The following is an 11652-nucleotide window of genomic DNA, read 5'->3' on the forward strand; positions in this document are numbered from 1 at the left end:
CGCTGCCGGCCGTGTTCTGGCTTCGGATCGGGGTGCGGGGGAGTCTGGGTCCTCGTCGGTGCACGTTCTCGGGGACCTCTCGCCTTTGGCGTCGGCCTTTGTGGCGAGGCGAGGCGGTGGGCAGTCGTTCAGGCGGCGGTTGGCATGAACGAGTCGTTCACCTCGCCGGATGCGATGAACGAGTCGTTTACGACCACCGAAGCTCGGCGTCCCGCTGAAGCGCCTCTTCGGCCCGGCGTTCCGCGGGCGGTGGTGCCGGGCGGAGCATCGCCCCACCCGACTTTGCCGGAGCCCCGCCCTCCCTGGGGGCCTGCCCGCTTCCAGCGTATCGACCCCGTCCGACAAAAACCGGCCTGAAACCACAGCCCGGGCGTGCTTATCCCCATCACGCCCGGGCTGTGGACAACTCGAGCCGCCTAGTTCCGAGCCTCCGAGCGGCGCCGCGAGCGCAGCAGTCCCGCGACCGCCACCACCGCGATCCCGAACCCGACTCCGGTCACCACCGAAGCCACCAAACTCGCCGTCGCGGTGGCCAACCCGAACGCCCCGCCCAGGTAGACCGGAATGCTCACCGCCACCGGCAGCCAATTGCGCAACGCGAACGCGCGGTCCGACGCCACCCAAAGCACCAGCGTCACCGCCGCCCCGGTCAGCACCGGGATCGCCCACACCACCAGGCTCGTCACCGCGTCCATGCCGAGTGACCTGAACCACTCGAACGTCGCCTGGCCCATCCCGATGAACAGCACGACCAGCGCCACGCGGACGCCGGTGGCTCCCTGGCCCCGTCGGCTCGTCATGTTTCCTCCCCAATCGGTCGGTCACTCGTACCACGTCCGGGTGACGCGGCAGGTTGCCCGCGCCGGGAAGAAACGTCCAGATACCGGGAACATCCACCGGAACCCCGCGTTTCGCGCATGCTTCCCGGCACCAAAGGACGAGGACGGCGACCCATACGGCTCCCCAGCCACCGATGTCAAGGAATCTCACAAGATTTCCCGGGATGCGGATGGCTATGCGCCTTAGTGGGTGACCGTGCGAACCTCGCCCCGACACCGACCCCGAAAGGCGACGCCGACGTGCGCACCCACCGCAGAACCCCCCGCTTCCTGGCCTCGGCGCTGGCCGCCCTGACCGTCGTGGGCGTGCTCGCGGGCTGTTCCCGCGCCGCGGAAACCACCGCCGCCCCCGCCGCGAACCAGGGAACCGCCGCCGAGGTGCGGCTCGGCTTCTTCCCGAACGTCACCCACGCGCCCGCGCTGATCGGGGTCAAGAAGGACTTCTTCAAGCAGGAGCTGGGCTCGACCAAGCTCACCACCCAGACCTTCAACGCCGGCCCGGACGAGGTCAACGCGCTGCTGGGCAACTCGCTCGACATCGCCTTCATCGGCTCCGGCCCGGCGATCAACGCCTTCACCAAGTCCAAGGGCACCATCCAGCTGGTCTCGGGCGCCGTCTCGGGGGGCGCGCAGCTCGTCGTCAAGCCGGACATCACCAGTGTCGACCAGCTCAAGGGCAAGACCATCGCCACGCCGCAGCTGGCCAACACCCAGGACGTCGCGCTCAAGAAGTTCCTCGCCGGCAAGCAGCTGACCGACCAGGTCAAGATCACCAACCTGGACAACTCGAAGACGCTCGACGCCTTCAAGAAGGGCGAGCTCGACGGCGGCTGGCTGCCTGAGCCGTGGTCGTCGCGGCTGGTGCTCGACGCCGGCGCGAAGGTCCTCGTCGACGAGAAGACCCTGTGGCCGGGCGGCCGCTTCCCGACCACCGTCGTCATCGTGCGCAGCGAGTTCCTCCAGCAGCACCCGGACACCGTCAAGGCGGTCCTGAAGGGCCAGCTGGCCGCGATCGACTGGGCCAAGGCCAACCCCGCGGACGCGAAGACCGTGGTCAACGGCGCGCTCAAGGAGTTCGCCGGCAGCAGCCTGAGCCAGGGCGTCATCGACCGGGCGTTCTCGAACATCGAGCTGACCACCGACCCGATCCCGGCCGAGTTCCCGCAGCTCGCGCAGGACTCGGTGACGGCGGGCGTGGTCAAGTCGGCGGTCGCGCTCAAGGGCTTCGCCGACTTCGGCCCGCTCAACGACGTTCTCAAGGAGAAGAACCAGCCCGCCGTGAACGCGCCCGAACTCGCCAAGTGAGAGGCACCCAGCGATGACCACGACCCTCCCGACCGGCCGGAGCAGCTTCACCGGCGCGACCGCGGTCCGGCTCGACGGCGTCCGCAAGACGTTCGGCCCGGCCGGCCGGGCGGTCGTCGCACTCGACGGCGTCGACCTCACGGTCGCGCCCGGCGAGTTCGTCTGCCTCCTCGGTGCGTCCGGCTGCGGCAAGAGCACGCTGCTGAACCTGGTCGCGGGGCTCGACGCGCCGTCGGCGGGGGAGATCACGCTGAACACGTCGCGGCCCGCGGTCATGTTCCAGGAGGCCGCGCTGATGCCGTGGCTGACCGCGGCCCGCAACGTGGAGCTGCCGCTGCGGCTGGCCGGCTTCGGGCGCGCCGAGCGCCGCGAAAAGGCCGCCGAGCTGCTGGACCTGGTCCGGCTGACCGGCGCGGGTGGCAAGCGGCCGCACGAGCTGTCCGGCGGGATGCGCCAGCGCGTCGCACTGGCCCGCGCGCTGGCCGCGACCCTGCGCGTCGGCGGCGACCCGGAGCAGGCGCTGCTGCTGATGGACGAGCCGTTCGCCGCGCTCGACGCCATCACCCGCGACGTCCTGCAGGGCGAGCTGCTGCGCGTCTACCGCAGCACCGGCACGTCGGTGCTGTTCGTGACCCACGACGTGCGCGAGGCCGTGCGGCTCGGGCAGCGCGTCGTGCTCCTGTCGTCGCGGCCGGGCCGGGTCGTGCGCGAGTGGACGGACGTGCCGCTGGCCGACGCCGAGGAGCTGACCGAGGAAATCACCGGGCACCTGCGAGAGGTGATCAGCACCCATGCCGCAGCTTGACCAGTCCGCCGAAGACGACCTCGACGCGGTCGGCGCCGGACTGGACTCGCTCGACGCCCCGATCGGCGAGCGCCGTCCGAGCTTCTGGAAACGCTTCGCCTGGGGCTTCCTGCCCCCGGTGCTCGCGCTGGTCCTGCTGGTGGTCGTCTGGCAGGTCCTCTGGGCGGCGGCGTTCTGGTCGGAGGCGCAGCTGCCCGCGCCGATCGCGGTGTGGAACGAGTTCTGGAGCATCGTCGTCGACGGCCAGGTGTTCGGCTTCGTCTGGACATCGGTCCACCGCGCGGCGCTCGGCTTCGTCGCCGGGGTGCTGATCGGCACCCCGCTCGGCCTGGTGGTGGCGAAGGTCCGCGTGGTCCGGGCGGCGATCGGGCCGCTGCTGACGGGGCTGCAGAGCCTGCCGTCGGTGGCGTGGGTCCCGGCGGCGATCCTGTGGTTCGGCATCAACGACGGCGCGATCTACTTCGTGGTGCTGCTGGGCTCGGTGCCGTCGATCGCGAACGGCCTGGTGTCCGGCATCGACCAGATCCCCCCGATCCTCCCGAGGGTGGGCCAGGTGATGGGCGCGAACCGCCTGTCGTCGGCCCGCCACATCCTGCTGCCGGCGGCGCTGCCGGGGTTCTTGGCGGGGTTGAAGCAGGGCTGGGCGTTCTCGTGGCGCTCGCTGATGGCGGCGGAGTTGATCGCGTTGTCGCCGCAGTTGGGTGTGGGGTTGGGCGCGTACCTGAACGAGGGGTCGTCGCTGAACAGCATCGAGACGGTGATCGCGGCGATCTTCCTGATCCTGCTGGTGGGGATCGGGATCGAACTGCTGGTGTTCCGTCCGCTGGAGCGGGCGGTGCTGCGGGCTCGCGGGCTGACCTCGTCGCTTTAGAAATCTTCGCCACCTGATGTCGAAGCCGGGTTCTCGGCGTCGACGTCCCCTTCGAAATTCGACGAAGGGATTGGGCGATGGTTCTCGCGGTGCTGGTGGCGTCGGTTGCGGCGTTCGTGGTCAGCTCGGTCTGGTACACGCTGTTCGGGAAGGTCTGGGCCCAGCTCAGCGCCGCGGGCGCCGCGGCGAAGCCGTCGCCTTGGCGGATGGGCGCGGAGTTCGGGCGGACGCTCGCGCTGGTCGTGGTGTTCGCGGTCCTGGCGGCCGCGACCTCATGGCCGCTGCTCGGCCTGGCGGCGCTGGTGTGGGCCGGCTTCCCGGTGGTCATCCTGGCGGGCTCGGTGCTCCACGAGGGTGTCCCCGTCCGCTTGGCCGCCTTGCACGCCGGCGACTGGCTGGCCAAGATCGCCGTGGTGGCGCTGGTCCTGGGGGTGTGGGGATGACGTCCGTCCGTGAGGTCGGCCCCGGCCGGTGACGGCGCTCACGGAACGATGCCCGGGCGGTGTTCGTTGACGGTACCTACGGCACCGTAACTTACGGTCGCGTAGCCCCGACCCCCGGAAGGACGTGCGCATGACCGTCTCCGAGAGCACCGCGCTGATGTACGAGCTCGAGGGGACGGTCGAGGAGAACCTCAACCGTCACCTCGCCGCCGCCCAGGAGTGGATGCCGCACGAGTACGTGCCGTGGAGCGAAGGCCGGAACTTCGCCGACCTCGGCGGTGAGGCGTGGGACCCGGAGCAGTCGCGGGTGTCGCCCATCGCGCGGACCGCGCTCGAGGTCAACCTGCTGACCGAGGACAACCTGCCGAGCTACCACCGCGAGATCGAGCGCGCCTTCGGCCGCGACGGCGCCTGGGGCACCTGGGTGCACCGCTGGACGGCGGAGGAGGGCCGGCACGGCATCTGCATCCGCGACTACCTGCTCGTGACGCGGGCGGTCGACCCGGTCGAGCTCGAGCGGATGCGCATGGAGACCATGCAGGCCGGCTACGAGACCGGCGACAAGCCGCTGCTGCGGGTCTGCGCGTACGTCTCGTTCCAGGAGCTCGCGACGCGGCTGTCGCACCGCAACACCGGCCGCTACACCCAGGACCCGCTGGCGGAGAAGCTGCTGACCCGCGTGTCCACGGACGAGAACCTGCACATGGTCTTCTACCGCAACCTGGTGAAGGCGGCGTTCGAGATCGCCCCGGACGCGACGATGCGCGCGATCACCGACGAGGTCCTCGACTTCGCGATGCCCGGCGCGGTGATCCCGAGCTTCGCCCGCAAGGCGGCGCTGATCGCCAAGGCCGGCATCTACGACCTGCGCATCCACCACGACGACGTCGTGCAGCCGCTGCTGCGGTACTGGAAGGTGTTCGACCGGACCGGCTTCGGCCAGGTCGGCGAGACCGCGCGCGAGGAGCTCGCCGCGTTCCTCAAGACCCTGAACACCCAGGCCGCGCGCTTCGAGGAGCGCCGCGACGCCGCGGCCGCCCGGGCCGCCGCTCGCGGGATCCCAGCGATCTGACGGCCCCGGCTCGCCCCGCGTGTCCTGAATGAGTCATTCAGGACTGGGGAGGTCTTGAATGACTCATTCAAGACCTCCGAGGCGGGTGCAGGACGGAGAAGGCCGCCCCGGAGTGATTTCCGGAGCGGCCTTATGCCGAGTCGAAGGATCAGCGGCCGGTGCGGCGCGAGCCCGCGCGGGTGCCCGAAGAGAACGCCGCCGCGCCGCCCGAGCGGTTACCCGTCGCCGGTGCACCCGAACGCCGGGCACCGCCGCCGGCAGGGGCACCCGATCGCCGGGAGCCGCCCGAGGCCGGTGCGTCCGACCGGCGAGCGCCGCCCGAAGCGGGAGCGCCCGAGCGTCGCGAACCGCCGGAAGCCGTGCCGCCCGACCGGCGGGCGCCGCCCGAAGCGGCCGGAGCGCCGGAGCGCTGCGAACCACCCGAAGCGCCGCCGGAACGGCCGGAACGCGGCTGCTCCTCGCGCCGCGTCCGGGCCTGCTGCCCGCCGCGGTTCTCCTTCGGCGCGGCACCCCGGCGGCCGCGGCCCGCACCCGGCGCCGCGCCCGAAGCCGTCACCTTCTTCGGCCGGTTGTCCACCGCCGGCGCCTTGGAGAACGTCCGCTCACCCGGCGCCAGCTCCGCCAGCAGCGGGTGCCCCGGGCCGAGCTGGGTGGTCGTCGGCTTGATGCCGGCCTTGCGCGTGAGGTCGCGCACGTCGCGGACCTGCGCGTCCGTCATCAGCGTCACCACCGTGCCCGACGCGCCCGCGCGCGCCGTGCGGCCCGAGCGGTGCAGGTACGCCTTGTGCTCCACCGGCGGGTCCGCGTGGATGACCAGCCGGACGTCGTCGACGTGGATGCCGCGCGCCGCGATGTCCGTGGCCACGAGCGTGCGAGCCGTCCCCGAAGAGAACGCCTCGAGGTTGCGCGTCCGCGCGTTCTGGCCCAGGTTGCCGTGCAGCTCCACCGCCGGGACGCCCGAAGCGTTCAGCTTGCGCGTCAGCGCCTTCGCGCGGCTCTTGGTCCGCGTGAACACGAGCGTGCGGCCCGGCGCCGCGGTCAGGTCGACCAGCACCGGCAGCCGGTGGGTCTCCTCGAGGTGCAGGACGTGGTGCTCCATCGTCGACACCGGCGACTGCGCCGAGTCGACGCTGTGCGTGACCGGGTCGCTCATGAAGCGCTTGACCAGCACGTCGACGCCGTTGTCCAGGGTCGCCGAGAACAGCAGCCGCTGGCCGCGCGACGGCGTCGCGTCCATGATCCGCCGCACCTCGGGCAGGAAGCCCAGGTCGGCCATGTGGTCGGCTTCGTCCAGCACGGTGATCTCGATCGCGTCGAGCTTCACGTGCCCGGAACGCATGTGGTCGGCGAGCCGCCCGGGGCAGGCGACGACGATGTCGACGCCGTCGCGCAGCTTCGTGATCTGCGGGTTCGCGCTGACGCCGCCGAAGATGGTGGTCGTCTTCAGGCCGAGCGGCCTGGCCAGCGGCAGGATGGACGCCTCGATCTGCGTCGCGAGCTCGCGGGTCGGCGCCAGGATCAGCGCGCGGGGACGGCCGGGCTTGCGGCGCGTCGGGCCCGCGGCGAGGCGGGCCAGCACGGGCAGCACGAAGCCGTACGTCTTGCCGGAGCCGGTCCGGCCGCGGCCGAGCACGTCACGCCCGGCGAGGGTGTGCGGCAGGGTCGCCGCCTGGATGGGGAAGGGCTCGGTGACGCCCTGCGTGGCCAGTGCGGCCACGAGGGGAGTCGGCAGGCCCAGTTCAGCGAAAGTGCTCATAAGTACGTGCGGGCGCGCGAAACGCCCTGGTCTCCATAACCTGAGAAGGGTTGTCCTGCCCGGCGCAGACCGGTCAACGGCCGCGGCGCGTGGTAGTCGACAACAGCAGCGGGCCGAGGCAGAACTGAGCGGCCCGCAAGATCAGTGTACCGAACGAGGGTGACGTATCCCCAGTGAGATTGCCCGCAGTAGGGGGTCTTGCTAAGTTACCGGTCGGTAATCGAGGAGGACGACCATGCTGCTGAACCCGCGCGAGTACGACCCGGCGCACTTCGACGCCGAGACGCGGCGCCTGCTGCGCGCCACCATCGACTGGTTCGAACAGCGCGGCAAGGCGAAGCTGACCGAGGACTACCACGACCGCGTCTTCTACGCGGACTTCCTCGAGTTCGCGGGCAAGGAAGGCCTGTTCTCGACGTTCCTGACGCCGGCCGCGAACGCGGGCGGCAACCCCGACAAGCGCTGGGACACCAGCCGCGTCGCCGCGCTGTCGGAAATCCTCGGCTTCTACGGCCTGAACTACTGGTACCCCTGGCAGGTCACGATCCTCGGGCTCGGCCCGGTGTGGCAGAGCGGCAACGACGCCGCCCGCAAGCGCGCGGCCGACGCCCTGGACGCCGGCGGCGTCGGCGCGTTCGGACTGTCCGAAAAGGACCACGGCGCCGACATCTACTCGTCGGACATGGTGCTGACCAAGGACGGCGACGGCTACCGCGCCACCGGCTCGAAGTACTACATCGGCAACGGTAACTGCGCGCGCACGGTGTCGGTCTTCGGCCGCATCGACGGCGTCGAAGGCCCCGGCCAGTACGTCTTCTTCTACGCCGACTCCGAGCACCCGAACTACCACGTCGTGAAGAACGTGGTGCCGTCGCAGATGTACGTCGCCGAGTTCCGGCTCGAGGACTACCCGGTGCGCGCCGAGGACATCCTGCACGTCGGCGCCGAAGCGTTCAGCGCCGCGCTGAACACCGTCAACATCGGCAAGTTCAACCTCTGCTTCGGCGGCATCGGCATGGCGACGCACTCGCTGTACGAAGCCATCACGCACGCGCACAACCGCGTCCTGTACGGCAAGCCCGTCACGGACTTCCCGCACGTGCGCCGCGAGTTCGTCGAGGCCTACGCGCGGCTGACGGCGATGAAACTGTTCTCCGACCGCGCCGTCGACTACTTCCGCAGCGCCAACCCGGACGACCGGCGCTACCTGCTGTTCAACCCCATCACCAAGATGAAGGTGACGACCGAGGCGCAGAAGGTGATCGGCCTGGTCGCCGACGTCGTCGCGGCGAAGGGGTTCGAGGCCGACACGTACCTCGCGATGTCCAAGAACGACATCGACGGCCTGCCGAAGCTCGAAGGCACGGTGGCGGTGAACCTCGCGCTGATCGCGAAGTTCATGCCCGCGTACCTGTTCGCGCCGCAGGAGTACGCGCCGGTCGGCACGCGCACCGACGCCGCGGACGACGAGTTCCTCTTCCGCCAGGGTCCCGCGCGCGGTCTGTCGAAGATCCGGTTCCACGACTGGAAGACCGCGTACGCGCAAGGACAGGACATCCCGAACGTCGCGCTGTTCACCGAGCAGGCGGGCTACCTGGTCAAGCTGCTCACCGAGGCGGCGCCGGACGAGGCCCAGCAGGCCGACCTCGACTTCGGGCTGGCGCTGACCGAGCTGTTCACGCTCATCGTGTACGGCCAGCTGATCCTGGAGCAGGCGCGGATCACCGGCCTGGACGACGAGGTCGTTGACCAGATCTTCGCGGTGCTGGTCCAGGACTTCAGCGCGGCGGCGGTGGACCTGAACGGCAAGGCGAGCTCGACCGACGCCCAGCAGGCGATCGCCCTGGCCGCGCTGCGCAAGCCGGTGGTGGACGCCGGGCGCTTCGAGAACGTCTGGGCGCGGGTCCGGGCGCTTTCCGGGGTCTACGCTATGACCCCGTGATGGCCAGGGAGTACCGGCTCGGCGTGACGCGGAAAGCCGCGAACGTGCTCGTCAAGGCGTTGCTGGAGCGGGGGATCCCGATCAACGGGAGCACCGGCTTCCTGCTGACCACGCGGGGGCGCCGCAGCGGCGCCGACCGCACCACGCCGGTCAACGTCCTCGAGGTCGGCGGCGACCGCTGGCTCGTCTCGCCGTACGGGCAGGTCGGCTGGGTGCACAACCTGCGCGCCGACCCGACCGCCCGGCTGCGGCGCGGCCGCCGGCGCGAGACGTGGGCGGTCGAGGAGGCCGACGCCGCGACGGCCGGCCCGGTGCTGCGCGCGTACGTCCGCAAGATCCCCGTCACGGCCCCGTTCTTCGACGCGAAGCTCGGCGACTCCGCCGATGCCTTCGTCGCGGAAGCCGATCGACACCCGGTCTTCCGGTTGGCAAGATCACGGGCGTGAACCGAGAGCGGGCGGCGGAGCTGATCTGGGACGCGTGGCAGACCGGGAAACGCCTCGACGGACTGCCCGAAGACGCCCGCCCGCGCGACACCGCCGAGGGCATGGCCGCGCAGGCCGCGCTCGCCGAGCTGGCCGGGCCGGTGTCCGGCTGGAAGATCGCCGCGACCACCGCGTACGCGCGGCAGTACCTCGACGTCCCCGGCCCGCTGCCCGGCGTGATGTTCGAGCGGTTCCGCCACACCGAGGGTTCGCTCGTGCCGGCCGACACGATGACGATGGGGGTCGCCGAACCCGAGTTCGCCTTCCGGCTCAAGGCCGACCCGGGGTCGTCGCCGTCGCTGACCGCGGTGCTCGACGCGGTCGACACGATGTTCCTCGCGCTCGAAATGCCGGACAGCCGCTACACCGACCACCAGCACGCGGGCGGCCCGCAGCTGCTGGCCGACGTCGCGTGCGCGGGCCGGTTCGTCGAAGGGCGGCCGGTGCCGGGCTGGCGCGACCTCGACCTGCCGCGGCAGCCGGTCGTCCTGCACGCCGACGGCGAGGAGTTCTCGCGCGGCAGCGGCAGCCTGGTGCTCGGCGACCCGCGGCTGGCGCTGCACTGGCTGGCGATGGACCTGAGCCGCCACGGCCGGTCCCTGCGCCCGGGCGACGTCGTGACGACCGGGACGGCGACCCCGCCGTGCCCGATCCACGCCGGCGGCCACGTCGTCGCGGACTTCGGTGCCCTGGGCAGCGTCGAGGTGCGGTTCGCCGGGGGAGGGTAATTCGGCGGATCCGGGGCTATCGTCGGCGCGTGGGCGAGCGCGGCAGGCCACGGCACCCCGACCGGCTGACCCCCGCCGAGTGGCGGGTGGTCGACGCGGTCCGCCACGGCCTGACCAACGGCGAAATCGCGCGGCGGCGCGGCACCAGCCGGGACGCGGTCAAGTTCCACGTCGGCAACGCCGTCCGCAAGCTCGGCCTGACCGGGCGCGCCGAGCTGCGCGCGTGGCGCGGCGCCCCGGCGGACAGCGCGCTCGGCCGGGCTTCCGAGGAGGAACCGATGCTGGGACCGATCGGGCAGGTTTCGCGGACCGTCGCGGACCTGGACCGGGCGAAGGAGTTCTACGGCGAGGTCCTCGGCCTCCCGCACTTGTACACGTTCGGGGACTTGGCGTTCTTCGACTGCGACGGCGTCCGGTTGTTCCTGACGGCCGGCGAGCCGAAGGGCACGGAGTCGGTGCTCTACTTCCGCGTCCCGGACATCGACGCGGCGTACGACGCGCTGCGCGACCGAGGCGTCGAGTTCCTGGGCGCGCCGCACCTGATCTTCCGCCACGAGTCCGGGGTGGAGGAGTGGATGGCGTTCTTCACCGACCCCGACGGCCACGCGACCGCGATCATGAGCCAGGTGTCGCTAGGGTGATCGGGTGCTGACGTTCCGTGCGGGGTTCCTGGTGCTCGCCGCGGTCGTCCTGCTGCTCGACGCGGGGTTCTGGTGGTTCGCGCACGCCCAGCACCGGACGACCGCGCGGATCGGCTTCCTGGTGGCGTTCGTCCTGCTGCTGGCCCTGCTCGCGGCGGCCGCGGGGCTGGTGCGGTGGGAGGTAGCGGCCCCGCTCGCGGCGGCATCGACATCAGGCCTGTTCTTCGTCGGCGCGGCGGCGATCTTCAGCGTCGGCATCGGCTTCCTGCTGACGGCGGTGGTGGAGGCGGCCCTGGTCCGGCGGCTGGTGCTCGACGCGTCCCCGATGGGCTGGCGCGGCGGGATGTGGCTGATCAGCGGGTCGGCAGCGGTGGTGCCGGCGGCCTTGTTCGCCATCGGCCTCGTCGCGCTCCGTTGAGCCGGTGCATTCCGGCGCTGTCGGCGAAGACCTCCCCGGGAGTTGCCCCGCCACTCCCACAGGGTTCCGGCGAAGTCGGATCGGTGTGGTCGGTCTGGCGGCCGGTGACGTCGTGAGCGGGTCGTTTACCTCGCCGGATGCGATGAACGAGTCGTTGATGACCATCGACGCTTGGCATCCTGTCGAAGCGTCTCTTCGGTCCAGCGTTCCGTGGGCGGTGGTGCTGGGCGGAGCATCGCCCCGCCCGACTGCCGGAGCCCTAGCGTCAGGTGACTGGAATGGGTCATGGCGTGCGGGGCGGGGTGGGGCTTGGGGACGTGCATTCGGGTCGCGTGAGGTGGGGCGGG

Annotated in this window: 12 protein-coding genes; 10 read left to right on the top strand and 2 right to left on the bottom strand. The window is 71.2% G+C overall.

Annotation, left to right across the window (positions count from 1 at the left end; genetic code table 11):
* Positions 1–416 precede the first annotated feature (416 nt).
* Entirely contained in the window at positions 417–800 is a 384-nt protein-coding gene (locus tag ACERZO_RS50035; protein ID WP_372673113.1) for a hypothetical protein, read from the bottom strand.
* Positions 801–1079: 279 nt separating this feature from the next.
* On the opposite strand from ACERZO_RS50035, the gene ACERZO_RS50040 reads away from it, so the two are divergent.
* The 5 genes from ACERZO_RS50040 to ACERZO_RS50060 all read left to right on the top strand — a co-directional run bounded on the left by ACERZO_RS50040 (position 1080) and on the right by ACERZO_RS50060 (position 5335).
* Positions 1080–2144 (top strand): ABC transporter substrate-binding protein, encoded by a 1065-nt coding sequence (locus tag ACERZO_RS50040; protein ID WP_372673114.1) that lies wholly within the window; start codon positions 1080–1082, stop codon positions 2142–2144.
* Between the two features lie 13 nt (positions 2145–2157).
* Entirely contained in the window at positions 2158–2949 is a 792-nt protein-coding gene (locus ACERZO_RS50045; RefSeq protein WP_372673115.1) for an ABC transporter ATP-binding protein, read from the top strand.
* Complete coding sequence (locus ACERZO_RS50050; protein ID WP_372673116.1) at positions 2936–3820, top strand: ABC transporter permease; 885 nt, start codon at positions 2936–2938, stop codon at positions 3818–3820. The genes ACERZO_RS50045 and ACERZO_RS50050 overlap by 14 nt, the downstream gene beginning before the upstream one ends.
* A gap of 77 nt (positions 3821–3897) precedes the next feature.
* Positions 3898–4263 (top strand): DUF1761 domain-containing protein, encoded by a 366-nt coding sequence (locus ACERZO_RS50055; protein WP_372673117.1) that lies wholly within the window; start codon positions 3898–3900, stop codon positions 4261–4263.
* 130 nt (positions 4264–4393) lie between these two features.
* Complete coding sequence (locus tag ACERZO_RS50060; protein ID WP_372673118.1) at positions 4394–5335, top strand: acyl-ACP desaturase; 942 nt, start codon at positions 4394–4396, stop codon at positions 5333–5335.
* Between the two features lie 148 nt (positions 5336–5483).
* Here ACERZO_RS50060 and ACERZO_RS50065 read toward each other — a convergent pair whose 3' ends face one another.
* Entirely contained in the window at positions 5484–7091 is a 1608-nt protein-coding gene (locus tag ACERZO_RS50065) for a DEAD/DEAH box helicase (RefSeq protein ID WP_372673119.1), read from the bottom strand.
* 235 nt (positions 7092–7326) lie between these two features.
* On the opposite strand from ACERZO_RS50065, the gene ACERZO_RS50070 reads away from it, so the two are divergent.
* From ACERZO_RS50070 to ACERZO_RS50090, 5 genes are read left to right on the top strand one after another with little or no spacing between them, the layout of a single operon-like run.
* On the top strand, positions 7327–9033 hold the full coding sequence (locus tag ACERZO_RS50070) for an acyl-CoA dehydrogenase (protein WP_372673120.1): 1707 nt from the start codon (positions 7327–7329) through the stop codon (positions 9031–9033).
* The gene (locus tag ACERZO_RS50075) at positions 9033–9479 is read left to right on the top strand and encodes a nitroreductase family deazaflavin-dependent oxidoreductase (protein WP_372673124.1); all 447 of its coding nucleotides are present in this window, start codon (positions 9033–9035) and stop codon (positions 9477–9479) included. The genes ACERZO_RS50070 and ACERZO_RS50075 overlap by 1 nt, the downstream gene beginning before the upstream one ends.
* A complete protein-coding gene (locus tag ACERZO_RS50080) occupies positions 9476–10246 on the top strand; it encodes a 2-keto-4-pentenoate hydratase (protein ID WP_372673121.1) in 771 nt (256 codons plus the stop codon). Before ACERZO_RS50075 ends, ACERZO_RS50080 begins: the two co-directional genes overlap by 4 nt.
* A 29-nt stretch (positions 10247–10275) precedes the next feature.
* The gene (locus ACERZO_RS50085) at positions 10276–10887 is read left to right on the top strand and encodes a VOC family protein (protein WP_372673122.1); all 612 of its coding nucleotides are present in this window, start codon (positions 10276–10278) and stop codon (positions 10885–10887) included.
* 4 nt (positions 10888–10891) lie between these two features.
* Positions 10892–11305, top strand: coding sequence for a hypothetical protein (locus ACERZO_RS50090; protein ID WP_372673123.1), 414 nt, complete (start codon positions 10892–10894; stop codon positions 11303–11305).
* Positions 11306–11652 lie beyond the last annotated feature (347 nt).

Origin of the sequence: Amycolatopsis kentuckyensis (assembly GCF_041679295.1) — a bacterium.
GTDB lineage: Bacteria > Actinomycetota > Actinomycetes > Mycobacteriales > Pseudonocardiaceae > Amycolatopsis > Amycolatopsis kentuckyensis_A.